The sequence below is a fragment of the Paucibacter sp. B2R-40 genome (genome assembly GCF_025717555.1).
Lineage (GTDB): Bacteria > Pseudomonadota > Gammaproteobacteria > Burkholderiales > Burkholderiaceae_C > Paucibacter_A.
Window position 1 is genome coordinate 85,806 of record NZ_JAJIRP010000005.1, and the last position, 26,190, is coordinate 111,995.

The window sequence follows — 26,190 nt, forward strand, 5'->3', positions numbered from 1 at the left end:
GCAGCCCGCGACTGCCATGCTCTTGCCCTAAATCAAAGCCGAGTAGCGCTTGCGATCACAGAATTGAGATCATGCAGCGACTCAACAGCCCCCTCGATCAAGCTCCTCCCGCCCGCAACGTGGAGTCGGCAACTCAGCGCCTGGACCGTCTTCTGCACGCCAGTGCCGCCCCTTTGACGACCGGCCTGTCCCCGGTGGCGCTGGCCCTGGGCGTGGCAGACTGGGCTTGGCATTTGGGCGTCTCGCCCGGCAGGCAAATGGAACTGATGGGCTTGGGCGTGCAACTCGCGACACAGACCCTCAAAGACAGCCTGCCCGGCGCCGAAAGATCCGCCGGGGCTGCGACCGGGAGCCTTGACGAAGACCCGCGTTTTCGCCACCCGGCTTGGGCCCAATGGCCGTTCAGCGCCTTGCGCAGCGGGTTTCGGCAGAGCGAGACCTTCTGGCGCGAAGCCGCGCAGATGCCGGGCATGAGTGCCCACCATGCGGAGATGACACAGTTCTTCGCCCGCCAAGCCTTGAATATGCTGGCTCCGGCCAACTGGCTCGCGACCAATCCGGTGGTGTTGCACGACGCACTGGCCAGCCAGGGCGCACATTTGGCTCAAGGTGCACGACATTTTTTGGAGGACATCAGCGGCACCGCTGCAGCGGCACCACGGCAGCATGTGCCCGGCCGCGATGTCGCCATCACACCGGGTGAGGTGGTGATGCGTAACCATTTGGTCGAGCTGATCCGCTACAAGCCACAAACTGCCCAGGTCCACCCCGAGCCGCTGCTGATCGTGCCGTCTTGGATCATGAAGTACTACATCCTCGATCTGTCGCCGCACAACTCGATGGTGCGCTATCTGGTCGAGCAGGGTCATCAGGTCTATATGCTGTCTTGGCGCAACCCCGACGCCAGCGACCATGAACTGAGCATGAGCGACTATCTGCGCCTGGGCATATTTGAAGCGCTGCGGGCGATTGGCCAAATTCACGGCAAGGCACGCGCCGTCCACGCAATGGGTTACTGCCTCGGTGGTACCTTGCTTGCCATCGCCGCTGCAGCGCTTGCCCGCCGCGGCGAGCGCAGCATCGCCGGCGCAGAACTTTTGCCGGCGCTGAGTTCACTGACGCTGCTGGCGGCGCAGACTGATTTTTCAGAGCCGGGCGAGTTGGGACTCTTCATCGACGAAAGCCAGATCGGCTATGTGAATGAAATCACCCGCGGCAAGGGCTATTTGACCGGCGAGCAAATGGCCGGCTCCTTCCAGTTCTTGCACTCCCAAGATCTTGTTTGGACTCGCCGTATGCGCGAGTACCTGATGGGTGAGCGCGAGCCGCGTTCCGATCTGATGGACTGGAATGCCGACACCACCCGGATGCCGGCCCGCATGCATCACGAGTACCTCAGCGCACTCTACCTGCACAACGCTTTAGCCACCAGCAGCTACCGGGTCGAGGGCCGCAGCGTCTCGCTGGGCGATATCGAAGTGCCCATCTTCCTGGTCGGCACCGAGCGGGACCATGTCTCGCCTTGGGCGTCGGTCTACAAGCTGCACAACTTGTGCGAGGCCGAAATTACTTTCGTGTTGACCAGCGGTGGCCACAACGCCGGCATCATCTCCGAGCCAGGCCACGCCGGGCGCAGCTACAAGTTGGATACCCGGCCGCGTCACGGCGCCTGGGTACCGCAGCAAGAATGGGGCCAGGGCTTGGATGCGATCAGCGGTTCTTGGTGGCCGGCCTGGCATGACTGGCTGGCTGCCCGCTCCTCCCCCAAAGTCAAACCTCAGGCGACGCCAGCAAACATGCGCTTGGGCGCAGCGCCGGGCGACTATGTACGCCAGTGCTATTCAGACTGAGCGCATTGCTGACTTGCAAAGCCAGCGGCTGCAAGCGCTGCTGCGCGCCGCACAGGCGACGCCTTTCTATCGCCCATTGCTGCAGGGCTGCCAACTCAACCGACTGAGCCTGCAAGCGCTGCCGGTGGTCAACAAGACCGCGCTGATGCAGAACTTTGAGCAGCATGTCAGCGACCCACAACTCAAACTGCCTGACTTGCAAACGCTATGCCAAGACGCCAGCCGCATTGCCGAGAGTTACCTCGGCCGCTACACCGTCTGGGAAAGCTCGGGCAGCAGCGGTCAGCCCGGCATCTATGTGCAGGATCAGGCCGCGATGGCCGTCTATGAAAACTTGGAGGCCACGCGCCGCCACTCTCCGAGGCCCTGGGCCCGGCTGTGGGACCCGCTCTACCTGAGCGAGCGTTTCGCCTTTGTTGGCGCCTTGGGCGGCACAAAGGGCGGGCATTTCGCCAGCCATGTGTCGGTGCAACGCCTGCGTCGCGCTCAGCCTTGGATGACGCACCAGTGGCGCAGCTTCTCCATCCTGCAATCCACGCCCGCGCTGCTCGCTCAGTTGGACGCCTTCGCCCCCAACATCATCGCCACCTATCCGACCGCAGCGCTGCTGCTGGCAGAGGAATACGAGCGTGGCGCCCTGCACTGCCGGCCGCAAGAAATCTGGACCGGCGGCGAAACACTCAGCGCCACGATGCGCAAGCGCATCGAGTGCGCCTTCGGCTGCCCGCTGCGCAATAGCTATGGTGCCTCGGAGTTCTTGCCGCTGGCCTGGGAATGCGCACAGGGTCATCTGCACCTCAACGCCGACTGGGTGATTCTGGAGCCGGTCGACGCGCAATACCGACCCACACCCTTGGGCCAAACCTCCCACACCACTTTGCTGACGAATCTGGCCAATCATGTGCAGCCGCTGATCCGTTTTGACATCGGCGACAGCGTCACAGTGGCCGCCGAGCTTTGCGACTGCGGTTCGGCCCTGCCGGTGCTGGAGGTACAGGGTCGGCGTGACGACATGCTCTATCTGCCTGATCGCACGGGCGGACGCTTGGCGCTGCTGCCGCTGGCTTTGACGACAGTGCTGGAAGACGAAGCCGAGCTGTTTGACTTCCAGCTCCAGCAGCTCGGCCCGACTGCGCTGCGCCTGTGCCTCAGTGCCAAGACCGATCACAGCCGGCCGGCACGCGAGCGCTGCCGCCACGTGCTGCGCAACTTTTTGCTGGCGCAGGGCTGTGCTGACATATCCTTGAGCATCTGCTGCAGCCAAGCCTTCAAGCTCGGGCGCAGCGGCAAGCTAAAGCGCATCCTGGCTTTGCCCTGAGCGCTGCGCCCCCCCAAAAACCCCAAGGCTCCGCCCTCATGAACAAACATCTCCATGCCCGCCTCAAGCGGCTGTCCGGCCTGACGGCCGCGCTCAGCCTGTTGACGACGCCGGCATCCGCGAATCAGCAACTGGCGGCCGATATGGGCTGCTACAACTGTCACGGCAGCCCAGCACTCAAAAATGCGCCGTCCATGGCGCGCTTGGCCGAGCATGCCGCCAAGGCACGCGGTGACGATGAAGCGCTGAAAAAACGGGCGGAAAAGCTGCGGGCGACCTCGGCGCTGCATCCAATCGCGGTGCACGAGCGGCTCAGCCCCGAAGCGGCCGAGCTGCTCGTGCGCTGGCTCAGCGAAGGCGCCAAGTAGGGCTCTTGAACAAAGCCAGCCGAGGGCAACTACACGCCCCCTCGCCACGCGCGACGGCCCGGATCCTCCACCAACGGCCCTCAGCGCTCATCCACTATGCTTGCCGGCAAATATTGCGGCACCAACACAGGAATGGCACAGATGGCTTTGGACGTTATGGAAGAAATCAGCCGCTACAACGCGGGGCGCGACCCCGAGCGACTGCAAATGAAGTACCAGCGCATGCGAGCCTCGGATTTCGCTTTTCTGCGCGGCAGCTGCCATCTCTTTTACGCCCGGCTGCCCAGCGAAGCGGTGCTCATGGGCACCAAGACGGCGTTGCCGCAAGCCTGGGCCTGCGGCGATTTGCATGCTGAGAACTTCGGCAGCTACAAGGGCGAAAACCGCCTGTTCTATTTCGACATCAATGACTTCGACGAGGCCGCGCTGGCCCCCTGCAGCTGGGATGCACTGCGCTTGCTGACCAGCATTCGGGTCGGGGCGCAAGGATTGCAACTCAGCCCGGCCGAGCGGCAAGCGCTGAGCCAAGCCTTCTTGGACCGCTATGCCGGCGCGCTGCGCGAAGGCCGAGCCCTGTGGATAGAGCGGGAAACCGCCAGCGGCCCCGTGGATCAATTGCTGAGCGGCTTGCAAGGCCGCAAGCGCCTGGCGTTTTTGGATGGCCGCACGCGCATGGTGGGCAAGCAACGCCTGCTCAAGCTCGACGGCAAAAAAGCCCTCACCGTCAGCGCGGACGAGCGCACCGCCGTGGATGCCTTCATGCGGGACTTTGCCAAAGCCCAAGCCAAACCCGAGTTCTTCGAGGTCCTGGACGTGGGCCGGCGCATCGCCGGCACCGGCAGCCTGGGTCTGCCGCGTTATGTGTTGCTGGTGGCCGGCAAGGGCTCGCCAGATGAAAACTATCTGCTCGACCTCAAGCTGGCCATGCCCTCAAGTCTGCTGCCGCATTTGCAGGGGCGCGGGCCGCAGCCAGACTGGCCCAGCGAAGCCGAGCGCATCGTCGCCACGCAGCGCAGCATGCAGGCCGAGAGCCCGGCGTTCTTGCAGCCGGTTCAGTGGCAGGGTCAGCCCTTTGTGCTGCGCGATTTGCAGCCCAGTGAAGACCGCATCGCAATTTCGGCCGATTCCTTCAAAGCTGGTGAAATGGCGGCCAAGCTGGCGCAGTTGATGGGTGCTATGGGTGAGCTCTTGGCCTGGGCACAGTTGCGCAGCTCGGGCCGGCGCGGCGCCTGCACGGCCGATGCCTTGATCGAATTTGGCCGGACGCAAAGCCAATGGCAGCCGCAGCTTTTGAAAGCCGCCGAGGTCTGCACCGAGCAGTTGGGGCGTGATGCCGCTGCCTTCAACATGGCCTATGACGGCGGCGCTTTTGCTGCAGAAATTTTAAATCTCCAGGACCGCAAATGACGAACAAGCACAGGCAGCGCGAGTCCGCCAGGGACAGCGGCGAATCCATCTTGGTGCTGCAAGGTGGCGGCGCCTTGGGCGCGTACCAAGCCGGCGTGTACGAGGCCTTGCAGCAATGCGAGAACGACCTCAACTGGGTCGCCGGGATCTCGATTGGTGCCATCAACGCGGCATTGATTGCCGGCAACCCGCCCGAGTTGCGCGTGCAGCGGCTGCGTGAGTTTTGGGAGTTGCTGAGTTCAAGCCTGCCGACGCCGGGATTTGTCGGCCATGCCATTGCCAAGGCGCGCGAGAACCTCAACGAGGCAAGCGCAACCCATGTGATGGTGTTCGGTGTGCCGGGCTTTTTCAGCCCGCGCTTTCCGCCCGCACCATGGAGCGTGCCGGGCACCGCTGCGGCAATCAGTTATTACGACACCACGCCACTGCTGCGAACCTTGGAGCGCTTGGTCGATTTTGACCGCATCAATGACGGGCCGATGCGCTTGTCGGTCGGTGCAGTGAATGTGCGCAGTGGCAATTTCGCCTATTTCGACTCGCACCAGCAGCGTTTGGACGCCCGCCACATCATGGCCAGCGGCGCCTTGCCGCCGGGCTTTGCGCCGGTGGAAATTGACGGCGAGCATTATTGGGACGGCGGACTGGTGTCCAACACACCGCTGCAATATGTGCTGGACCAAGCCGCCAACGGTCCGCGCACGGTGTTCCAGGTCGACTTGTTTTCGGCGCGCGGCGCTTACCCCGCCAATCTAGGCGAAGTGACCGAGCGCGAAAAAGACATCCGTTTCTCCAGCCGTACCCGCTTGAACACAACGGTAGAGCTTGAAAGGCAGGTGTTGGCACAAGCCGCCCGACGCTTGATCGCCAAACTGCCCAAGGACTTGCAGGACGACCCCGATGTGCGCGCTTTGGCGAATTTACGCTGCGACGGCTCGGTCGATGTCGTGCACCTGATCTATCGCAGCAAGCACTACGAAACCCAGTCCAAGGATTTCGAGTTCTCGCGCTTGTCGATGAAGGAGCATTGGGACGCTGGGCTCGCCGATATGTCCAGCACCTTGAGCGCGCCGCGCTGGCTGGAGCGCGAGCGCACCGCGCACGGCGTGCACGTCTATGACCTCACGGCCGAGCCCGTGGTGCAGACTCATGCTTCGCCGGCAGCGCCCGCCACTGCTCAGCGCTGATCTCATACACCGCACAGTCCATCTTGTACCAAGGCTCCTGGCCCCGATAACTCATGCCCAGGCGCTGCATCACACGTGCCGAGCCGACATTCTCCGGGTGACAAACGGCCAGCAAGCGCGGCGCATTCAGCGCCTCAAAGGCGAAGCTGGCCATGCACCGCGCAGCCTCGGAGGCGAAGCCTTGATGCCATTTGTCCTTGCGAAAGCGCCAGCCAATTTCGAGCGGATTGATCGCGTCATGGCCGAGGTGCTGAATCGCGCCGGCGCCGATCAAAGCGCCGCTGGACAACTCGAAAATCGACCACCAGGAGTAACCCCATTCGGCCCAACGTGCTTTGCAGCGACTGACCATCGCCTGCGCGTCCTCCAAGGTGTCGGGCTTGCCGGTGATGTAACGCATCACCTCGATATCCGAATTCAATTCGAACAAACCGGCCAAATGCTCATCGCAGACAGGCTCAAGGCGCAGACGGGGCGTCGTCAAAACAGTCATATCGTTGCTTTCCAAAGCATGGGTTTTACTTTTCGGGTAGTCTAAGCACTGCTGGGCAAACAGCCAAAAGTTTGACGAGCTGATGCGCGATCAAACGCCGCATTTTTTCCCAAGCATTCAACCGAAGGGATCATCGAATGAAGAATTTCAGCACCTCATGTCGCCGACTCGTTTTGCCCGCTGCTGCGCTTGCCTTGAGCGCTTGCGCCACCCCCGAGACGGCTCATGACAAACAAGCTGCCGGCGCGCAAGGCACGAGCGCAATGGCCGGAATGAGTGCTATGACCGGCATGGCCATGGCCTCCTTAACGCCCACCCAGGGCAATAATGTGCGCGGCCTGGTGATGTTCCACGAAAAGGATGGCCATGTCATGGTGCACGCCAAGCTCAGCGGCCTCAAAGCCAATGCCGAGCATGGCTTCCATCTGCATGAAAAAGGCGATTGCGCCAGCACCGACGGCACCAGCGCCGGTGGTCACTTCAACCCCGATGGCAAACCGCATGGCCCTCAGACAGCTGATCACCATGCCGGCGATATGCCCGCCTTGAAGGCCGACGCCAACGGCATCGTCGATCAGAAGTTCATGTTGCACGGGCCCACCGTGGCCGCCGGCCCAGCCAGCATCAATGGCCGCAGCGTGATCGTGCACATCGCCCCAGATGACTACGCGACCCAGCCGACCGGCAATTCAGGTGCACGGATTGCCTGCGGCGTGATTGCCGCGCACTGAATTGATTTGAGACTTGTTCTTACTCGGCAGCGAGCAGCGCCTCGGCTTGCGCAAAACCGTAGAAGCTGCGCGTCATGTGTTGCCAAGTGCCGCTGGTCTTGGCTTCCTGCGCGATGTCACGCACCAGGCCCATCACGGCCAACATCGGGCACAGCCCCAAGCTGACCCGGTTAGCGCCGGCCGCGAACAATTCCGGCGCCGACGGTGCACCCGGCATCGCCATCAGATTGAGCGGACCCTGCACTGCCGCGCAGAGCCGGCGGATGGTGTCCAAGTCCGCCAGCCCGGGCACAAACACCATGTCTGCGCCGGCCTCCAAATAGCTGTTGGCACGCACCACCGTTTGAGCGAAACGGTCTTCTGCATCAGCGCCCAGGCCGAGCAGGAAAGTATCGGTGCGTGCATTGATCCAAAGCGGCAAACCGGCTTGGCTCGCGGCTGCGCGCGCCGCCGCCAGGCGAGCAGCCTGCTCTTCAAGCGCAAACAAGCCAGCGCCCGGCTGAGCGTGCCGGCGGTCTTCCAAATTGACACCCACCGCCCCGGCCGCAATGCTGGCCTGGACGGTCTGAGCCACCTCGGCGGGTGCTGCGCCGTACCCGGCTTCGATATCGGCATTGACCGGCACCTTGACGCAGGCCGCCAGGGCCGCGACCTCGCGCAGCATCGCGTCGCGGCCAATCAGCTCGGCGTCCTGAAAACCGCGTGCATAAGCGATGCCGGCGCTGGTCGTGCCGATGGCCGGGAAGCCCTCGGCAGCAAAAATCCTTGCGCTGGCGCAGTCCCAGGCATTGGGCAGCAGGAATTGCCCCTGCTTATTGAGTTGGCGGAACTGCTCGACAAGTTGAAATTGAGTAAGCATGTTGAAAAGGAGATGAGCTGAAAAGTCGAAGTCCTACATCTTGCCGGGAGCGCATCACCGAGACTGGCGCTTTTCGGCCGTCTGCATTTTTTCGAGCGGGCGCATCGCGCCAAAGCGAAGTAAATGGCCAAGTCCGAAAACCGCTAGACAGTCCCGGCCGAAACTCGGACGATCGCGGCCATGAATTTGGATCACGACTACTGCTACCGCGCCTTGGCCAGCCGCGATGCCCGCTTTGACGGGCGCTTCTTCATCGCCGTCAAAACCACCGGCATCTACTGCCGGCCAATCTGCCCGGCGCGCACGCCGAAGTCCGAGAACGTCGTCTTTATGCCCACCGCTGCGGCTGCGCAAGAGTGCGGCTTTAGACCCTGCTTGCGCTGCCGCCCGGAAGCGGCGCCCGACTCGGGTGCCTGGCGCGGTGTCTCCAACAGCGGTGTCTCGCACACCGTCACGCGCGCGCTGGCCTTGATCGAAGCGGGTGAATTGGACCATGCCGACTTAGGCAGCCTGTGCGACAGGCTCGGCGTGGGCGAGCGCCAGCTGCGCCGCCTGTTTACCGAGCATGTTGGCGCGGCACCCAATGTGGTGGCGCAGACCCGGCGCGTGCTGCTGGCCAAACAGCTGATTCACGAGACCCGCCTGCCGCTGACCGAGATCGCGTTTGCCGCCGGCTTCAGCAGCATCCGGCGCTTTAACGAAGTCTTTCAAACCATGTTTGCGCGCCCGCCAAGCGCTCTCCGACATGGCTCGGCGCCCGATTGTTCGGCCGGCCCGCAAGGTGAGGTCAGCCTGCTGCTGCGCTACCGTGCGCCTTATGACTGGCCGGCGATGCTGGGCTTTTTGGCGGCTCGCGCGATTCCAGGCATGGAGACGGTGCATGACGACAGCTACAGCCGCAGCATTTGTTTGGGTGGCGTGCAAGGTACGGTGAGCGTCGCGCATGCCAGCGAGCAGCAAGCGCTGCGGGTCTTGCTGCGTTTTCCCAACCTGGCCGCCCTGCCCGCCATCATTGCGCGGCTGCGCCGCATGTTTGATCTGGCGGCCGACCCGGCGGTGATTCAAGCGCAGTTGTCCGCGGCCTGCCCCTTGATGGCCGCGTTGACGGCGGCCCGGCCGGGTCTGCGCGTACCCGGCAACTGGGACGGTTTCGAGCTCGCCATGCGCGCAGTGCTGGGTCAGCAGATCACGGTGGCTGCGGCGATCAAACTGGCCGGCAAGTTGGTGCAGCAATACGGCGAGCCGATAACCGACCTAACGGCACATCAGCTCGGTCTGAGGTCTATTTTCCCCAGCCCGGAGCGACTGGCAGGTGCCGACTTGGCAACGCTGGGCATGCCCAGAACAAGAGCTGCCACCTTGTCGGGGGTGGCCGGCGCCCTGCTCGCAAATCGCCAACTACTCGATGCCGCCTCCAGCCTTGACGAGGGCTTGGCAAAACTGCTCGCCCTGCCCGGCATCGGCGACTGGACGGCGCAGTACATTGCAATTCGGCAAATGCGTGAGCCCGACGCCTTCCCGGCCGGCGATGTCGGTCTGATGCAGGCCCTTGAGCGGCTCGAAGGCAGCCGCCCCAACGCCAAGCAGTTGACCCAGCGAGCTCAGGCCTGGCAGCCTTGGCGCGCCTATGCGGCACAGCATCTGTGGCAGTCGCTGGTGCCGCAAGCGGCCTGAGCCTGTTTTAGGTCAGCTGCGAGCCACCACCCGGCGTCAAGCCTTGGTCGCGGCGCGAACCGAACTGGTGGGCATAGACCCAGGTGAACTCGGCGCCGAACAAAAAAATCTGCGCCGAATAGTAGACATACAAGAGCACCACGATCAGCGATGCGGCGGCGCCAAAGGCCGTCGTCACGCCGCTGTGGCCGATATAGCTGCCGATCAGGGTTTTGCCCGCCACAAACAGCAGCGAGGTCACCAAGGCGCCGACCCAGACATCGGCCCATTGCACGCGCGCCCTGGGCATGGTTTTGTAGATCAGCGCAAAAATCAGCGTCGACAAGCCCAGCCCCAGCACCAACTCGCTGACACGCGCCAGCGTCAGCCAGCCCACCGAACTGGGGTCCCACCAGCGACTCAGCGCGGCCAAGCCAGCGCTGAAGGCGAGTGATACAACCAGCAAAAACCCAATGCCCAAAATCATGCCGAACGACAGCAGCCGGGCACGCAGCAGAGCCCATAGGCCGGAGACCTTTTCCTTTTGCGGCGCCCGCCAGATACGGTTGAGCGCGTCTTGCAACTCGGTGAACACCGAGGTGGAGCCGACAAAAAGAAACAGCAGCCCAAAGGCTGCGCTCATCAAGTTCTCACGTGGCCGCCCTGCGCTTTCGATCAAGTCCTGCACGGCAATTGCGCCGGGCGAGCCCAGCAAGGCTTGCAACTGGTCGTAGATTTCGCCGCGTGCGGCCTCCTCACCGAACACTGCGCCGGCCACCGCGATCACAATCAGCAGCAGCGGTGCGATCGAAAAAATCATGTAAAAAGCCAGCGCCGCACCCATGCTCTGCGCATAGTCACGCACCCAGTTGACGCCCGCAGCGCGCAGCAGGCCAGCTATTTGGCTGAACAGCTTGCTCATAGACGCGGCTACAGCCGGCCGTTCTGTGACAGCAATACCGCCACCGGTCTTGTGCTCGCAAATTCGGAGCAAATGATGGCGATCACGGCCGTGATGGGCACGGCCAAAAAAGCACCGGCTATACCCCAGAGCTCGGACCAAACGGCCAAACTGATCAGTATCGCCAGCGGGCTCAGATTGAGTGAATTGCCCATCATGTAGGGGTCAAGAAAATTGCCGATCACAAACTGCACCAGGCTCAAACCCAGCATCATCGGCACGATGATGCTGGGATCCTGAAACTGCGCAATGCCCATCGCCAGCGGCAGCAAGACGCCGAGGAAGGAGCCGATATAGGGGATGAAATTGAGCAGGCCGATCAGCAGCGCCCAAAAGGGCGCGAACTCCAGACCGTAGTGGGCCATGATGGCCCAGCTCAAGCCGGCCAGCAAGACGCTCAAAACCGCCTTCAGCGACAGATAGGCTCCGATCCGCCCATTGATGCGTTGGCCGATCTGGCGCACCCGCTCGGCCCCACCCTTGCTGTTCATGATCACATCGACCTTGGCCGGAAACGAGCGCATCTCAACCAGTAGAAACGTCGCATACAGCATCACCACGACTATCGCCCACAGCAAGGAAGAGACCGAGATCACCATCGAGCCCAGTAGGCTCTGCAAATTGATCTGCGCGAAGAAGTCCTGGCGCAGCGTGGTCCAGGTCGGCTCGTTTTCTATCCCGATCAGTACCGCCAGTTTTTGAATGCCAACCAGCAGCGACTGCTGGTAAGCCGGCGCCCGCAGCAAAATCTGCTCAAAATTTGCCGCCACCAGATAAAAGATAAACGACAGTGCCAGACCGATGCAGGCCAGGGCCAGTACATAGCTCAGCCGCAGCGGCAGCCTAAGGCCGCGTAGGGACAGCCGGCGCAGCGAATGCGTCAAGCCGACAAACACATAGACGACTGCCGCTCCGGCCACCACCGGAATCAAGGTCTTCTTGCCAATCACCAGCAACCAGCCGCCAATCAGCAAAAGAACGCTGCTGTAAACAACATTGCGGAGTCGGTTCATGTGTTCATTAAGCATATTTCCTGCTTTACTAAACTGCGCTGACATAAGCCGCCATTTGTGCGCCAGTGGTTTGCCCGTCGAGGCCAAGGTTTGAAGATACTGGCGCAGTTTACGGCGCACAGCTAACCACACAAACAAAGGGTGGCAAAACCTAGCGCCCACGGTATTGGACGCTGCAGACCAATTCCAGGAGCTTTCGATGCGATGAGCTCAGCTTGCAGATCTCATGTGAAGGCGGCTGGCTGGCTGCCTACGAGAGTGGAAGTTGCGGCGGGCGCACCAAGTCAAGAGCTCATCCCGAGCCAGCGCCTGAAGTGGTAAACCCATGCGGAAAATTGAAAAAGCCCTGAACAGCCAAGTCATCGGTTTGACTCGCTTTTCAGGGCTTTTTACTACTGGAGGAGAGGGGGGGATTCGAACCCCCGAGGCGTTTGACCGCCCGCCTGATTTCGAGTCAGGTACATTCAACCACTCTGCCACCTCTCCGGTATTCTGGTACTCGCAGTGGTTTGTTCGCGAGTGAGCCTACTAGTATAGCTGAAAATTCAGACGCACAAAGATGCATCTGAATTTTTTACTCAAGCGCTCAGCACTTCCAGGCCGCCCATATAGGGCCGCAAAACCGCCGGGACGGTGACGCTGCCATCGGCGTTTTGATAGTTCTCCAGCACGGCAACCAAGGTACGACCCACCGCCAGGCCAGAGCCGTTCAAGGTGTGGACCAACTCGTTCTTGCCCTGCGCGTTCTTGAAGCGCGTTTGCATGCGGCGCGACTGGAAGGCTTCACAGTTGGAGCATGAGCTGATTTCACGGTAAGCAGCTTGCGCCGGCACCCAGACTTCGAGGTCGTAGGTCTTGGCCGCCGTAAAGCCCATGTCGCCGCTACACAGCGCGAGCACGCGGTAAGGCAGCTCCAGCTTTTGCAGAATGGCCTCGGCATGGCCGACCATTTCCTCCAGCGCTGCATAGCTCTTGTCGGGATGCACGATCTGCACCATCTCGACCTTGTCGAATTGGTGCTGGCGAATCAGGCCACGCGTGTCACGCCCCGCACTGCCCGCTTCGGAACGGAAGCAGGGGCTGTGCGCGGTCAGTTTGATTGGCAAGTCAGCCACATCGAGAATTTGCTCGCGCACCGAATTAGTCAGCGAGATCTCGGCCGTCGAGATCAGGTATTGCTCTGCGGCCTCGTCGTCGCCGCCGCGCAGGACCCAGAACATGTCTTCTTTGAACTTGGGTAGCTGGCCGGTGCCTTCGAGCACCTCGCGGTTGACGATGTAGGGCGTGTAGCACTCGGTGTAGCCATGTTCCTCGGTCTGGGTGTCCAGCATGAACTGGGCCAGCGCGCGGTGCAGGCGGGCGATTTTGCCGCGCATAAAGCTGAAGCGCGAGCCGCTGAGCTTGGCGCCGGTGTCGAAGTCCAGGCCCAGTGCGGCGCCAATGTCAACGTGATCGCGCAGCTCGAAATCGAAGGCCCGCGCTGTGCCCCAGCGGCGCACTTCCACATTGCCGGCTTCGTCGGCGCCCACCGGCACGCTCTCGTGCGGCAGATTGGGCACGCTCATCAGCATATTGTTGAGTTCTTGCTGGATGAGGTCGAGTCGGTCGGCGGCAGCCTTCAAGTCGTCGCCGATACCGCCTACTTCGGCCATCACGGCCGAGGCATCTTCCCCCTTGCCCTTGAGCATGCCGATTTGCTTGGACAGGGTATTGCGGCGGCCCTGCAACTCTTCGGTGCGCATTTGCACGCCTTTGCGTTCGGTTTCCAGCGCCACATAGCGCTCGATATCGAGAAAGGCTTGCGGAGTCTTGCGGGTGCTCAGGCGCTCGACAACAGCGTCGAGGTCCTTGCGCAGCAGGGTGATATCTAACATGGTGCTTCCTTGTACTTGCAGGATTCAATAAAAGGCAAAACGGCGCCAAACTCAGGCGCCGTGTCTTAGCAAGGCGCGGTGGTCAAGATCGCGAGCTACCGAGCTCGGCCATCGATTTGTCGCCCAGCCCTTTGGGCAGCGGGAAGCGCACATGTTCCTCGACACCGGGCAGGCTGCGCACCGTGGTGGCACCGAGCTCGCGCAGACGCTGAATCACGGCCTGCACCAGCACATCGGGTGCCGAGGCGCCGGCGGTCAAACCAACGCGGGCGCGCCCTTCCAGCCATTCGGGCTTCAAATCAGCGGCCGCATCAACCATATGGCCCGGTGTGCCCAGGCGCTGGGCCAATTCGGCCAGGCGGTTGCTGTTGGAACTGGTCGGGCTGCCGACGACGATCACCACATCCACCTGCGGCGCCAAGACCTTGACCGCGTCTTGACGGTTTTGGGTGGCGTAGCAGATGTCTTGCTTCTTGGGCTCGCGCACTTGCGGGAAATGCTTTTTCACCGCCAGCAAGATTTCGGCCGCGTCGTCGACGCTGAGCGTGGTCTGCGTGACCACGGCCAGCTTGCTCGGGTCTTTGACGCGCACATGGGCCACATCAGCCACTTCTTCCACCAGATAGATGCCTTCGTTGAGCTGGCCCATCGTGCCCTCGACCTCGGGATGCCCCTTGTGGCCGATCATGATGAACTCGTAACCCTCGCGGTGCAGCTTGGCCACTTCCACATGCACCTTGGTGACCAAGGGGCAGGTCGCATCAAAAACAGCAAAGCCGCGCTCGGCCGCCTCGGCGCGCACCGCCTGGCTGACACCATGGGCGCTGAACACCAGCGTAGCACCGGGCGGAACCTCGGCCAGATCCTCGATAAAGATCGCGCCGCGCGACTTCAAGTCGTTGACCACATAAGTGTTGTGCACGATCTCGTGGCGCACGTAGATCGGCGCGCCGAATTTCACCAGCGCGCGCTCGACGATCTCGATGGCGCGGTCCACGCCGGCGCAGAAACCGCGCGGCTCGGCCAGCAAGACTTCTTGAGGATTGCTAGACAGCAAGGCGTCGCTCATTTCACAGCACCCCGATCACATGGACTTCAAAGCTGACCGGCTGGCCCGCCAGCGGATGGTTGAAGTCAAACAGCAGCCAGTCGGGGCCGACTTCGCGCACGCTGCCGGCATAGCTGCCCTGCCCGTCCGGGGTCGGGAACTGGATCACATCGCCGACGCTGTATTGCTCGTCGGGGTCGCCCAGCTCATGCAGCAGGCTCAGCTTGACGCGCTGCATCAGCTGCTGGTTGTGATCGCCAAAGGCTTCGCCCGGCGCCAGCTCGATCTGCGTGCGCACGCCCTCGGCCAGACCGATCAGTTTTGCCTCGATGGCGGGCGACAACTGACCGCTGCCCAGCGACAGCGTCGCGGGTTTGTCGGCGAAGGTATTGATCACATCGCTGCCGTCGGGCCCGGCCAGGCGGTAATGCAAGGTCAAAAATGATCCGGCTTGGATGAGATTCATGAGGACAATGTTGGATAGACTGCGCGGATTTTAGGGCCTCTACACTCGCAGCCCGCCCCGCGCCGAAGAATCTCCCCCGAACCCAGTGCCCCCATGCCCCTCAGCCAGCTGCCACCCGACGCACGCCCACGCGAAAAGCTGCTCGCCCGCGGCCCGCAGGCGCTGGCGGACGCCGAGCTGTTGGCGCTTTTGCTGCGCACAGGCATCCAGGGCACGCCGGTCTTACAACTGGCGCAAGACCTGCTTGATCAGTTCGGCGGCTGGCACGGGCTGCTGCATGCCGGGGTGAGCGACTTGGCCAAGGTCAGGGGTTTGGGGCCGGCCAAGCAGGCCGAAATAGCCGCGGTTCTCGAAATCGCCCGGCGCTCGCTTTTGCAGGAACTGGCACAACGCCCGGTGTTTGACGCACCGGACGCGGTCAAGCAATTCATCCGCCTCAAGCTGGCTGGCTTGACGCATGAAGTCTTCGCCGTGCTGTTTCTGGATGCCCAGCACCGCTTGATCGCGATGGAAGAAATGTTTCGCGGCAGTCTGACGCAAACCTCGGTCTACCCCAGAGAAGTCGTCAAGCGTGGGCTGGATTTGGGTGCGGCCGCCGTGATCCTGACCCACAACCACCCTTCCGGGGTGGCCGAGCCTTCGCGCTCGGATGAATTGCTGACCCAGGCCTTGAAAGCGGCGCTGGCCTTGGTCGATGTGCGCGTCCTTGACCATCTGGTGGTCGGCTCGGGCGAGGTGATTTCGATGGCCGAACGAGGGCTGATGTGAAGCCGGCACCAACTCCAACGCTGCACAGCCTGCAAGAACTCAAGTTGTTTCAGCGCGAACTGGCCCAGCGCCGCAAAGCGGCCGAGGCGCAGGCCGCGCGGCTGGCCGCAGCGGCGCGTGCCGCCGATCAGGAGCGGCGCTTGTTCGAGCTGAGCATAGGCAGCATCACGCCGCTGCCCTGCGATGCGCGTGCACCTCAACACCGGGTGTTGCCACTGCCCGAACCGCTGCAACGCGAAGCCGATGAACGCCTGGTGATGCAACAGGCCTTGTCGGATGACTTCGATGTGGAGTCGCTGCTGGAGACCGACGACAGCCTGTCGTTTCGCCGCCCCGAGATCAGCGACGAGGTGCTGCGCAAGCTGCGCCGGGGCCACTGGAGCTTGCAAGCCCAGCTTGATTTGCACGGTCTGCGCACCGATCAAGCCCGCGAGGCGCTGGGCAACTTTGTGCAAGATTGTGCAAGGCGCGGCCTGCGCTGTGTGCGCGTGGTGCACGGCAAGGGCCATGGTTCGCCAGGCCGCGAGCCCGTCTTGAAGGCACGCGTGCGGCGCTGGCTGGTGCAAAAACAACAGGTCTTGGGCTTTGTGCAGGCGCGCGCCAGTGATGGCGGCAGCGGTGCTTTGATGGTCTTGTTGCAACAAGTCGGCTGAACATGCTGCGGCTCGCACCGACAATCGAGCCATGCAAGACTCAGAACTCACCCCAGCCACCGCGAGCCTGTTCGATCTGCTCGGCGGCGAGGCCGGCATCCGCCGCATGGTCGATGCTTTTTATGACCATATGGACCTGGATCCGCCATTCGCCCTGATTCGCGCCTTGCATCCGGCCACGCTGGACGGCTCGCGCGACAAACTGCATTGGTTTTTATGCGGCTGGTCGGGCGGGCCGGATCTGTATATCGAGCGCTTTGGCCACCCGCGCCTGCGTGCGCGCCACCTGCCCTACCCGATCGGCATTGCCGAGCGAGATCAATGGCTGGCCTGCATGAAGCTCGCCATGCAGGACAGCGGCTTGGACCCCGATCTGCAGCAGCGCCTAGGAGAGTCGTTCCAAGCCACGGCAGACTGGATGCGCAACCGCGGGGTTTGAGCTGCTGGCCTCAGGCCAAGAGTTTGTTCGCCAGGGCCTTGATCGCCTGCGCGGCGTCACTGCCGGGGTAATGCTCGAGTACCAACTGGCGTTTGAGCACCGCCTGGCGCACGGTTTGGTCACTCTTGACCTCACCCATCAACTCCAGCTTGAACGGGTGTCCAGGCTGCGAACCGACAAAGCGCTGCAAGACCTGCTGCAACTGGCCGCAGATCAGCTTGCCTTCGCCGACCCGGTTGGCCTGGTTGACCAGCAAACCAACCTCGCGCCGGCCTTGCTGCGTGGCCAATACCTTGATGGTGGCATAAGCATCGGTCAGCGAGGTGGGCTCCGGAGTGGCGACCACCAAGACGTCGGCGGCCATCGAAATCGAGAACAGCACGACGTCCGAAATGCCAGCGCCGGTATCGAGCAGCACCCAGTCGAAACGCGGCTTGACCAACTCCAGAATATGCAGCAGTTTGTCGCGTACATCGGGCGTCAGGCGCGAGTACTCGACCATGCCCGAGCCGGCCAGCAAGACCGAGAAGCCGCACGGAGCCGGCAAGATGGCCTGCTCCAAGGTCGCCTTTTCGGTGAACACATCATGCAAGGTCAGCTTGGGATGCAGGTTCAGCACCACATCCAAATTGGCCAAGCCCAAATCGGCATCCAGCACCAAGACCTTTTGACCCCGCATGGCCAAAGCAGCGGCCAAGTTGGCGGTAACGAAAGTCTTGCCGACACCGCCTTTGCCGCTGGTGACGGCCAGCGTGCGAGCGCCACCTTTACCCGTCACGGGGCGAGATGAGCCGGGCGAGAAAGCGCCAGCGCCAGGTACAGCAGGATCTGTTGTTGTCGTACTCATTCACTGTCCTGTTGCGTTACTGCAAACAACATGCCCTTTTCCTCGGCACTGACCAAGGATTCAATTTGTGTCTCAAGGCAGGCTCGGTTGCGCCCCTCCGCCTTGGCGCGGTAGAGCTGGCGGTCGGCCCGCTCCATCCATAACAGCGATGACGACCGGACCCACTGCGGCGCAAACGCACCGCCCAGGCTGATCGTTACCGCCAAAATCTGCCCCGAGGCGACCTCGACGCGTAATTCAGACACTCGCTCACGCAAGCGCTCGGCCACCATCGCGCCAAAACTCGGCGCGCATTTGGGCAGCACGATGCCAAACTCCTCACCACCCACGCGCGCCACCGTATCCATCGGGCGCACCACCTGGTTCAAGGCCCCGGCCACCGCCTTGATCACCAAATCACCGGCCGCGTGGCCATAGGTGTCGTTGACGGCCTTGAAATGGTCGATGTCCACCGCCAACAACAAGGCCGACTCGCCGGAACGAGCAACCCGGTCCACCTCACGTGACAAGGCCATCTCGAAGCTGCGGCGATTGACCAAACCGGTCAGCGCGTCCTTGCTGGATAAATCACACAGGGCGTCGATCACGCCCTGAACCCAAGTCTCGCTATAGGGCTCAGCCTCGGGCAACAAGGCTCCGGCCTGCTGCAAAAGCTGCAAGGCCAGGTCGAGCTGCAAGCGGCGCGCATCGAATGGAGGGGATTGGGAGCTTGATTCCAAGGTATTCCAAGGTGTGCCAAGGTGTTTGAGGGCCAGTGCATGCCTGGTGCGGAGCCAGTCTAGCAGTACAAAAACTCGGCCCAGCATGCAAACAAGCCTGTGTTGATGGGCCTGTTTGCTCTATGCTGGCAAGCGCTCTCGGGCCAAACTTGCCGCCAGAGCAAAATCAGACCTCGGCTCACCCTGAGCCGACCCGAACAACAAGCGAGCCCAACACATGTCCACTGCACCAAGCGCCGCAGGCGCAGAAGTGATTGACCACGAGTTCGGTTTCAGCCGGACCGACTTTGACCGGGTGCGTGAGCTGATTTACAAGCATGCGGGCATCAGCCTGCATGAAGGCAAACATGCCATGGTCTACAGCCGCCTGTCCAGGCGTCTGCGCGACACCGGCCACAAGTCTTTCTCGGCCTATTTGCAATGGCTGGAAAGCTCCACCGGCGCGCAAAGCACCCAGGAATGGCAGGAATTCGTCAATTGCCTGACCACCAATTTGACCTCCTTCTTCCGCGAGGAGCATCACTTCCACGCGCTGGTCGACGACCTCAAGCCGCTGGCCGGCAAGCCGGTCAGGATCTGGTGCTGCGCGGCGTCCACCGGCGAGGAGCCCTACTCGATCGCTATGACCTGCAGCGAGGCACTCGGCGCCAATGCACAGGTACAGATCAGCGCCAGCGACATCGACACCAATGTGCTCGTCACTGCCAAGCGCGGGGTCTACAACGCCGACGCCCGTGGCCTGGATCAAACGCGGCTGCGCAACTTCTTCATGCGCGGCACCGGCGACAACGCCGGGCGCATTCGCGTCAAGCCGGAATTGCAGCGCTGGATCGACTTCCGCTCCTTGAACCTGATGGATGCGCAATGGTCACTGGGCGAGCCCTTTCATATCGTGTTCTGCCGCAACGTGATGATCTACTTTGACCCGCCGACCCAGCGCAAGGTCTTGGAGCGCATTCACAAGGTGATGCGGCCGCACGGGCTCTTGTTCGTCGGGCATTCGGAGAACTTCACCGAGTCCAAGGATCTGTTCCGCCTGCGCGGCAAGACCATCTACGAGCGCGTCTGATGTTAGGCCTCAGCGCAGTCGCAACCCATCAGTCAGCAGCCTCGCGGCCGATATAAAAACATGAGCACCTCCCCCGCCTCCTCCGGTGCCGGCTCCGGCGCGATGTTCTCAAACAGCCCGGGTGCCGCCCGGGTCACCCAGCTCAAGGCGATGCCGCGCAAGAACGGCGAGGCCTCGTTCTTTTTTTACGACGCGCATTTCAAGAACGCCGCCGTCAAGATCTTGCCGGGCGAGTATTTCGTCGACAACGAAGACATTCTGGTCATGACCACGCTGGGCTCCTGCATCGCGGCATGCCTGTGGGACCGGCACGCACAAATCGGCGGTATGAATCACTTCATGTTGCCCGAGGGCAGCGGGGACTCTGGACGTTATGGCTCGTTCGCGATGGAGTTGCTGATCAATGAAATGATGAAGCGCGGCGCCGCCAAAAGCCGCATGGAAGCCAAGATTTTTGGCGGCGGCGCGGTGATCGCGGGCATGAACACCATCAATGTCGGTGAACGCAACACCAATTTCGTCATCGACTATCTGAAAACAGAACGCATTCCCATCGTCTCAAAAGACGTGATGGACATTTACCCGCGCAAGGTCTGCTTTTTGCCGCACAGCGGCAAGGCCATGGTGAAGCGTCTGGCCCCGGCCAACACCGATGCCTTGGTGCAACAAGACCGCGCCGCCGCACAGAAAGCTCAACCGGTGGTCGCCACAGGCGGCTCGGTCGACCTGTTCTGAGCCTCACCCCGCTAGGAGAAGTACTCGATGGCCAAAATCACTGTTGTGGTGGTGGATGACTCGGCGCTGGTGCGCAGCATCCTGACCGAAATCATCAACCGCCAACCCGATATGGAATGCATTGGCGCCGCCGCCGACCCGCTGCTGGCGCGTGAAATGATCCGCACCCTCAACCCCGATGTCATCACCCTGGACATTGAAATGCCCAAGATGGACGGGCTGGACTTTTTGTCACGCCTGATGCGCTTGCGGCCGATGCCGGTGGTGATGGTGTCCACGCTGACCGAACGCGGCGCTGAAGTGACCATGAAGGCCTTGGAGCTGGGCGCGGTCGACTTTGTCGCCAAGCCCAAAATCGGCGTCGCTGACGGCATCCGCCTGTTGGCCGATGACATCACCGACAAGATCCGCATCGCCTCAAAAGCCCATATCCGGCGCAGCCATGCGGCGTTGGCTCCGGCTGCCGCAACTGGCGGGGCCAGCCACGCCGGCGCCGCGCCGCCACCCAAGCCCGTCACCATGGCCAGCCTGGGGCGCTTGTCGACCGAGAAAATCATCTTCATCGGCGCCTCCACCGGCGGCACCGAGGCGACCAAGGATGTCTTGATCAACCTGCCGGCCGACTGCCCGGCCGTCGTCATCACCCAGCATATGCCGCCCGGCTTCACCAAAAGCTACGCCGCAAGGCTGGACAGCCTGTGCCGGATTCGTGTCAAGGAAGCCAGCGACGGCGAGCGGATTCTGCCGGGACATGGCTATATCGCCCCCGGAGGCTTTCACCTCAGCGTCGAGCGCTCAGGCGCCAACTACATTGCCCGCGTGCAAGACGGTGAACCGGTCAATCGCCACAAACCTTCGGTCGAAGTCTTGTTCAACTCCGCCGCCCGCGTAGTCGGGCAAAACGCGCTGGGCATCATGCTGACCGGCATGGGTGCCGACGGTGCCAAGGCGATGAAAGTGATGAAAGATGCCGGGGCCTATAACTTCGTGCAGGACGAGGCGACTTGCGTCGTCTTCGGCATGCCGCGCGAGGCCATCGCGGCAGGCGCTGCCGATGAGGTTTTGCCGCTGCCGCAAATTGCTGTTCGTTTGATCGAGCGGCTGCGCAGCACGGCCGGCATGTCCATGAACCGGGTCTAAGACCAGGGTCTGACAGCCGGATTCAAAATACCGGGGCTGAGCGAGCAGCGTCAAAGGCCCGGCAGCACAGGCAAGTGCCGGCAACTTTTCACGCCCAAATCCAATTTGTTTCAAATTGTTTGCCGTTTCGTGGCCCTGTCATCAATGGTGGGCAGCATGGCGGCATGACGACGATCACCTCCTTCATGCCCGCTCGAACCCAGGAGCGCCCGGCTCCACTGCGGGCTCAGACCCTGATAGCCGAAGACCTGCTGACCACCTTGTTTCAACCCATCGTCCAGTTGGACTGCGGTTTGATCTATGGGCACGAAGCATTGGTACGCGGCCCGGTAGGCAGCGCACTCGAGTATCCAGACGCGCTCTTCGCGGCCGGCCGCCGCGAAGGCTTGACGGTCGAGTTGGAAGTGCGCTGCGCCGTCCAGGCCTTGAAGGATTGGAGTCAACAAAAACTCGGTGGCCGGCTCTTGATCAATATGAGCGCCACCGCGCTGACGCATGCGCTGCGCGACGAGCATGGCCGTGGCGGCCTGTTCAGCGACGAATCGTTTGGTGTTGCACCCAGCAGCATCATGATCGAGTTGACCGAGCATGAGCGTGTCACCGATATCGAGAACCTGCGCCGCGCCATCACCGCAGTGCGCCGCCAAGGTGTGGGCATTGCCCTGGATGACTTCGGCGACGGCCGCTCCTCGCTGCGGCTGTGGTCCGAGATCCAACCCGACATCGTCAAGATCGATAAATATTTCAGCCACGATTTGCCGGCCCATGCCGAGAAGCTGCAGACCTTCCGCGCGCTCTTGCAACTGGCCGAAACCTTCGGCGCGCAATTGATCGCCGAAGGCATTGAAAGCACTGAAGAGCTGCGCGTGCTGCGTGATTTAGGCGTGACCTTCGGCCAGGGCTGGTTGATTGGGCGCCCTACCCCGCAAGGCGCTACCGAAGCCTTGGCGGCGGCCCGTACCGTGCTGGCCAGCAGCGACATCGCCGTGCTGCCCGAGCTGCGCCGCGCCTCCAGCAATGGTGTGACGGCCGAGCGCTTGATGATGGAAGCCGTGACGGTGCGCGAAGATGCCAGCCATGAGCAGCTGTTTCGCCTCTTCAATGAACATGAGCAGTTGCACGCGATTGCGGTGCTCAATGAAAAGAGCGAGCCGGTCGCCTTGGTGGACCGCAGCCAGTTCATCAACCGCTGGGCCAAGCCCTTCTTCAACGACTTGTATGGTCGTCACGCCTGCACCTTGTTCGCCAACTCGTCACCGTTGATCGTTGACGCCGACACCGGCATCGAGGCCTTGACCACCGTGCTGACCTCGGCCGACCAGCGCTATCTGCGTGAAGGCTTCATCATCACGCGGGATGGCCGCTACCTCGGCCTGGGCACCGGCGAGCAACTGGTGCGTTCGGTCACCGAAGCCCGCATCGAAGCCGCTCGCCACGCCAACCCGCTGACCTTCTTGCCCGGCAATATTCCGATCAGCCAGCACATTGGTCGCCTTCTGGCCAGCGGGCGCGGCTTTGTCGCCGCCTATGCCGACTTGAATCACTTCAAGCCCTTCAATGACGAATACGGCTACTGGCGCGGCGACGAAATGATCCGCCTGGTGGCGCGCGTCGCCAGCAGTCATTGCGACAGCCAGCGCGACTTTCTCGGCCACGTCGGTGGCGACGACTTTGTGATGCTGTTCCAAAGCGATGACTGGGAGCTGCGCTGCGAGCAGATCGTCGAGCGTTTCAATGACCTGGCGCGCAATCTCTTCGACGCCGCCGCGCTGCAAGCCGGCGGCATCATGGCCGAGGACCGCCACGGTGATATGCGCTTCCACCCCTGCACCACGCTGAGCATTGGTGCGGTACGCATTGCCCCCGGCGCGCTGCAGCGGCCCGAGCAAGTCGCGAGTGCGGCCGCCACTGCCAAGCGCCATGCCAAGCATGAGCAGCTCAGCGTGTATGTGATGGCCGCTTAGATGGCCGCTTAGATGGCCGCTTAAGCATTCGGTCAGGGCGCCAGAAACAGCTCCTGCAAATCATTGAGGAAATCAAAGCCGCGTGGCGTGGCGGCCAAACGGGCGCTATCCTGTTCCAGCAGACCCTTGGCGCGCGCCGCTTCCAGCGCCTTGGCGATGCTGGACGGCGGCAACCCGGTGCGTTCCAAGTAAGAACTCAGCGGCACGCCTTCGCGCAGCCGCAAGGCATTGAGCATGAACTCGAACGGCAGCTCGGCGCGGCTGACTTCGTTCTCGTTCGACACCGCCGCGCCCTCGGCCGCCTTGCTCATATAGGCAGCCGGCTCGCGCCAACGCACCTGACGCAGGACCCGGTGCGGGAATGACAGCTTGCTGTGCGCACCGGCGCCAATGCCGAGATAGTCGCCGAACTGCCAGTAGTTCAGGTTGTGCGCGCAGCGATGGCCGGCGCGACCGAAGGCCGATACCTCGTAACGTTCCAACCCCACGGCACCGGTGCTGGCGGTGATCAGGTCCAGCATCTCGCTGGCCAAATCGGCATCCGGCAAATGCGCGGGCGGCGCGGTCGCAAAGCGGGTATTGGGCTCGATTGTCAGGTGATAGACCGACAGATGCGGCGGCTTGAAAGCCAAGGCCGTACTCAACTCAGCATCAAGCTCAGCGAGTGTTTGCCCGGGCAAGGCATACATCAAATCGATATTGAAGGTCTCGAAGGCCTGCGCCGCTTCGGCAATCGCCGCCTTGGCCTGCTCTGCGCTGTGGACGCGGCCCAAAGTCTTCAGCTTGGCATCATCAAAGCTCTGCACACCAATCGACAAGCGCGTAACGCCGGCGGCGCGAAAGCCCTTGAAACGGTCGCGCTCGAAAGTGCCCGGATTGGCTTCCAGCGTGATCTCGCAGCCCGGCTCCAACGGCAGCCGGGCGCGCAGGTCGGAGATTAGTTCGGCGATCTGCTCGGGCGCGAACAGGCTCGGTGTGCCGCCGCCGATGAAGATGCTGACCACCGGCCGGCCCCAGATCAAGGGCAGCGCAGCCTCCAGATCCAAGCGCAGAGCGGCCAGATAGGCGCGCGCCGTTTCCACCGACAGCTGCTTGCTGACGGGCGCATCGCCCGCGGAAGCCAAAGGAATGACCTTGCCGTTTGACCCCGGCAGCTCATGCGAATTGAAGTCGCAATAAGGGCATTTGCGCAGACACCAGGGCAGATGCACATAGAGCGACAGCGGCGGCAATGCAGCCAAGCTCAAGGTGCCGGGTCGCATCATATGCAAAACTTCAGCCAAGGTGCCAGGCCTCGCGCATCTGCTGAGCCAAGTCGGCGGCCGCCAGGGCCCGGTGACTTTGGGCGTTCTTCTCGGCGGCACTGAGTTGCGCGACGCTGCGGCCCAAGGCTGGAATCCACATCAAGGGGTCATAACCGAAGCCAGCTTCGCCTTGGAGCGCGGGCAAGATCTGGCCCTGCCAACGGCCCACGGCAATCAAGGGCTCAGGGTCGGCCGCTGATCGAACCGCCACCAGCGCGCAAACGAAACGCGCGCCCCGCTCGCTCAAACCAACCATTTGCTCCAGCAGTACACGGTTATTGTCCGCATCTGATTTGGGCTGACCGAACAGCGTCGCATAACGCGCCGAAAGCACACCGGGCGCACCGGCCAAGGCCTCAACCGCCAGGCCGGAATCGTCGGCCAAGGCAGGCAAGCCACTCAGTCGGGACGCATGGCGTGCCTTGGTCAAGGCGTTTTCGACAAAGGTCTCAAACGGCTCCTCTGCCTCCGGAATGCCAAGCGAGCCCTGCGTTAGCAGCTTGACGCCCAAGGGCGCGAACAAGGCCTGCAGCTCGGCAAGCTTCTTGGCGTTATTGGAGGCCAGCACCAGATCCATTTTCAAAGCCCTAAAGCCAGTCGCTGCGCAGCCAGCAATTCGCCAATGCCCTGCTCGGCCAGGTCCAGCAAAGCATTCATTTCCCGGCGGCTGAAAGCCACGCCTTCGGCCGTGCCCTGCAACTCGACGAAGCCGCCAGCAGCGGTCATAACCACATTCATATCGGTGTCGCAGGCCGAGTCTTCGGTGTATTCGAGATCGAGCATCGGAGTCCCGTCAACGATGCCGACCGAGATCGCCGCCACCGCGTCACGGATCGGCGACTGCCTGATTTTTCCCTGGGCCAGCAGCCAGCTCACCGCATCATGGGCGGCCACATAGGCGCCGGTGATGGCGGCGGTACGGGTGCCGCCATCGGCCTGTATCACATCGCAATCCAGCGCGATCGTGCGCTCACCCAGCAGACTCAAATCAAACACGCAGCGCAAGGAGCGGCCAATCAGGCGTTGTATCTCTTGCGTGCGGCCACTTTGCTTGCCGCGTGCGGCCTCGCGGTCGCTGCGGGTGTGGGTCGCGCGCGGCAACATGCCGTACTCGGCGGTGACCCAGCCTTGGCCGGAGCCACGCTTATGCGGCGGCACTTTTTCTTCGACAGAAGCGGTGCACAAGACCTTGGTCCCGCCAAATTCGATCAGCACCGAGCCTTCGGCATGGCAGGTGTAGTTGCGGGTGATGGTCACCGCACGCAAGGCATTGGCAGCGCGGCCGCTGGCGCGCGCAGCGTTCTTTTCAACAGTCATCAATTTCTCT

Annotated in this window: 26 protein-coding genes and 1 tRNA gene; 14 read left to right on the forward strand and 13 right to left on the reverse strand. The window is 62.3% G+C overall.

Annotated features, from left to right (window positions below; all coding sequences use genetic code 11):
• Positions 1 to 71 precede the first annotated feature (71 nt).
• The 5 genes from LNV09_RS11640 (at position 72) to LNV09_RS11660 (ending at position 6,127) form a co-directional block, all read left to right on the forward strand.
• On the forward strand, positions 72 to 1,850 hold the full coding sequence (locus tag LNV09_RS11640) for a PHA/PHB synthase family protein (protein WP_263557255.1): 1,779 nt from the start codon (positions 72 to 74) through the stop codon (positions 1,848 to 1,850).
• Positions 1,825 to 3,168: a phenylacetate--CoA ligase family protein gene (locus LNV09_RS11645; protein WP_263557256.1), complete on the forward strand. Its 1,344-nt coding sequence runs from the start codon at positions 1,825 to 1,827 to the stop codon at positions 3,166 to 3,168. The genes LNV09_RS11640 and LNV09_RS11645 overlap by 26 nt, the downstream gene beginning before the upstream one ends.
• A 38-nt stretch (positions 3,169 to 3,206) precedes the next feature.
• On the forward strand, positions 3,207 to 3,536 hold the full coding sequence (locus LNV09_RS11650) for a hypothetical protein (RefSeq protein ID WP_263557257.1): 330 nt from the start codon (positions 3,207 to 3,209) through the stop codon (positions 3,534 to 3,536).
• A gap of 141 nt (positions 3,537 to 3,677) precedes the next feature.
• A complete protein-coding gene (locus LNV09_RS11655) occupies positions 3,678 to 4,943 on the forward strand; it encodes a DUF2252 domain-containing protein (protein WP_263557258.1) in 1,266 nt (421 codons plus the stop codon).
• Positions 4,940 to 6,127, forward strand: a complete 1,188-nt coding sequence (locus LNV09_RS11660) for a patatin-like phospholipase family protein (protein WP_263557259.1) — start codon at positions 4,940 to 4,942, stop codon at positions 6,125 to 6,127. The genes LNV09_RS11655 and LNV09_RS11660 overlap by 4 nt, the downstream gene beginning before the upstream one ends.
• Here the strand turns inward: LNV09_RS11660 and LNV09_RS11665 are convergent.
• Entirely contained in the window at positions 6,063 to 6,620 is a 558-nt protein-coding gene (locus LNV09_RS11665) for a GNAT family N-acetyltransferase (RefSeq protein WP_263557260.1), read from the reverse strand. The two genes, LNV09_RS11660 and LNV09_RS11665, sit on opposite strands and share 65 nt — an antisense overlap.
• Before the next feature lie 137 nt (positions 6,621 to 6,757).
• Between LNV09_RS11665 and LNV09_RS11670 the strand changes: the two genes are divergently transcribed.
• Positions 6,758 to 7,351, forward strand: a complete 594-nt coding sequence (locus LNV09_RS11670) for a superoxide dismutase family protein (protein WP_263557261.1) — start codon at positions 6,758 to 6,760, stop codon at positions 7,349 to 7,351.
• A 19-nt stretch (positions 7,352 to 7,370) separates the two neighbouring features.
• Here the strand turns inward: LNV09_RS11670 and LNV09_RS11675 are convergent, their stop codons facing one another.
• A complete protein-coding gene (locus tag LNV09_RS11675) occupies positions 7,371 to 8,210 on the reverse strand; it encodes an isocitrate lyase/PEP mutase family protein (RefSeq protein WP_263557262.1) in 840 nt (279 codons plus the stop codon).
• 180 nt (positions 8,211 to 8,390) lie between these two features.
• Between LNV09_RS11675 and LNV09_RS11680 the strand changes: the two genes are divergently transcribed.
• Positions 8,391 to 9,884 carry a DNA-3-methyladenine glycosylase 2 family protein gene (locus LNV09_RS11680; RefSeq protein WP_263557263.1) on the forward strand — a complete coding sequence of 498 codons (1,494 nt, stop codon included), beginning with the start codon at positions 8,391 to 8,393 and terminating at the stop codon, positions 9,882 to 9,884.
• A 7-nt stretch (positions 9,885 to 9,891) separates the two neighbouring features.
• On the opposite strand, the gene LNV09_RS11685 is transcribed toward LNV09_RS11680, so the two are convergent.
• From LNV09_RS11685 to LNV09_RS11710, 6 genes are all read right to left on the reverse strand, one after another.
• Complete coding sequence (locus tag LNV09_RS11685; protein ID WP_263557264.1) at positions 9,892 to 10,785, reverse strand: YihY/virulence factor BrkB family protein; 894 nt, start codon at positions 10,783 to 10,785, stop codon at positions 9,892 to 9,894.
• An 8-nt stretch (positions 10,786 to 10,793) separates the two neighbouring features.
• Entirely contained in the window at positions 10,794 to 11,837 is a 1,044-nt protein-coding gene (locus tag LNV09_RS11690; protein ID WP_263557265.1) for an AI-2E family transporter, read from the reverse strand.
• 396 nt (positions 11,838 to 12,233) lie between these two features.
• Positions 12,234 to 12,323, reverse strand: a tRNA-Ser gene (locus tag LNV09_RS11695).
• Positions 12,324 to 12,415: 92 nt separating this feature from the next.
• Positions 12,416 to 13,711, reverse strand: a complete 1,296-nt coding sequence (gene serS, locus LNV09_RS11700; RefSeq protein ID WP_263557266.1) for a serine--tRNA ligase — start codon at positions 13,709 to 13,711, stop codon at positions 12,416 to 12,418.
• Between the two features lie 82 nt (positions 13,712 to 13,793).
• Complete coding sequence (ispH, locus tag LNV09_RS11705; protein WP_263557267.1) at positions 13,794 to 14,780, reverse strand: 4-hydroxy-3-methylbut-2-enyl diphosphate reductase; 987 nt, start codon at positions 14,778 to 14,780, stop codon at positions 13,794 to 13,796.
• 1 nt (position 14,781) lies between these two features.
• Positions 14,782 to 15,225 (reverse strand): FKBP-type peptidyl-prolyl cis-trans isomerase, encoded by a 444-nt coding sequence (locus LNV09_RS11710; protein ID WP_263557268.1) that lies wholly within the window; start codon positions 15,223 to 15,225, stop codon positions 14,782 to 14,784.
• A 93-nt stretch (positions 15,226 to 15,318) separates the two neighbouring features.
• Between LNV09_RS11710 and radC the strand changes: the two genes are divergently transcribed.
• From radC to LNV09_RS11725, 3 genes are read left to right on the forward strand one after another with little or no spacing between them, the layout of a single operon-like run.
• Entirely contained in the window at positions 15,319 to 15,993 is a 675-nt protein-coding gene (gene radC, locus LNV09_RS11715) for a RadC family protein (RefSeq protein WP_263557269.1), read from the forward strand.
• Positions 15,990 to 16,646, forward strand: coding sequence for a Smr/MutS family protein (locus tag LNV09_RS11720; protein WP_263557270.1), 657 nt, complete (start codon positions 15,990 to 15,992; stop codon positions 16,644 to 16,646). The genes radC and LNV09_RS11720 overlap by 4 nt, the downstream gene beginning before the upstream one ends.
• 31 nt (positions 16,647 to 16,677) lie before the next feature.
• Complete coding sequence (locus tag LNV09_RS11725) at positions 16,678 to 17,085, forward strand: group II truncated hemoglobin (RefSeq protein WP_263557271.1); 408 nt, start codon at positions 16,678 to 16,680, stop codon at positions 17,083 to 17,085.
• A gap of 10 nt (positions 17,086 to 17,095) precedes the next feature.
• Here the strand turns inward: LNV09_RS11725 and LNV09_RS11730 are convergent, their stop codons facing one another.
• A complete protein-coding gene (locus LNV09_RS11730; RefSeq protein ID WP_263557272.1) occupies positions 17,096 to 17,932 on the reverse strand; it encodes a MinD/ParA family protein in 837 nt (278 codons plus the stop codon).
• On the reverse strand, positions 17,929 to 18,651 hold the full coding sequence (locus tag LNV09_RS11735) for a GGDEF domain-containing protein (protein WP_263557273.1): 723 nt from the start codon (positions 18,649 to 18,651) through the stop codon (positions 17,929 to 17,931). The genes LNV09_RS11730 and LNV09_RS11735 overlap by 4 nt, the downstream gene beginning before the upstream one ends.
• A 217-nt stretch (positions 18,652 to 18,868) precedes the next feature.
• Here LNV09_RS11735 and LNV09_RS11740 point away from each other — a divergent pair, with 217 nt between their 5' ends.
• From LNV09_RS11740 to LNV09_RS11755, 4 genes are all read left to right on the forward strand, one after another.
• Positions 18,869 to 19,720 carry a CheR family methyltransferase gene (locus tag LNV09_RS11740; protein ID WP_263557274.1) on the forward strand — a complete coding sequence of 284 codons (852 nt, stop codon included), beginning with the start codon at positions 18,869 to 18,871 and terminating at the stop codon, positions 19,718 to 19,720.
• Between the two features lie 60 nt (positions 19,721 to 19,780).
• Positions 19,781 to 20,455: a chemoreceptor glutamine deamidase CheD gene (cheD, locus tag LNV09_RS11745; RefSeq protein ID WP_411969270.1), complete on the forward strand. Its 675-nt coding sequence runs from the start codon at positions 19,781 to 19,783 to the stop codon at positions 20,453 to 20,455.
• A gap of 27 nt (positions 20,456 to 20,482) precedes the next feature.
• The gene (locus LNV09_RS11750) at positions 20,483 to 21,595 is read left to right on the forward strand and encodes a protein-glutamate methylesterase/protein-glutamine glutaminase (protein ID WP_263557275.1); all 1,113 of its coding nucleotides are present in this window, start codon (positions 20,483 to 20,485) and stop codon (positions 21,593 to 21,595) included.
• A gap of 164 nt (positions 21,596 to 21,759) precedes the next feature.
• Complete coding sequence (locus LNV09_RS11755) at positions 21,760 to 23,559, forward strand: GGDEF domain-containing protein (RefSeq protein ID WP_263557276.1); 1,800 nt, start codon at positions 21,760 to 21,762, stop codon at positions 23,557 to 23,559.
• Between the two features lie 32 nt (positions 23,560 to 23,591).
• Here LNV09_RS11755 and hemW read toward each other — a convergent pair whose 3' ends face one another.
• The 3 genes from hemW to rph are packed head-to-tail and all read right to left on the reverse strand — an operon-like array spanning position 23,592 to position 26,180.
• Entirely contained in the window at positions 23,592 to 24,824 is a 1,233-nt protein-coding gene (gene hemW / locus LNV09_RS11760; protein ID WP_263557277.1) for a radical SAM family heme chaperone HemW, read from the reverse strand.
• 10 nt (positions 24,825 to 24,834) lie between these two features.
• The gene (gene rdgB, locus LNV09_RS11765; RefSeq protein WP_263557541.1) at positions 24,835 to 25,440 is read right to left on the reverse strand and encodes an RdgB/HAM1 family non-canonical purine NTP pyrophosphatase; all 606 of its coding nucleotides are present in this window, start codon (positions 25,438 to 25,440) and stop codon (positions 24,835 to 24,837) included.
• Positions 25,441 to 25,442: 2 nt separating this feature from the next.
• A complete protein-coding gene (gene rph, locus LNV09_RS11770; protein WP_263557278.1) occupies positions 25,443 to 26,180 on the reverse strand; it encodes a ribonuclease PH in 738 nt (245 codons plus the stop codon).
• Between the last annotated feature and the right edge of the window lie 10 nt (positions 26,181 to 26,190).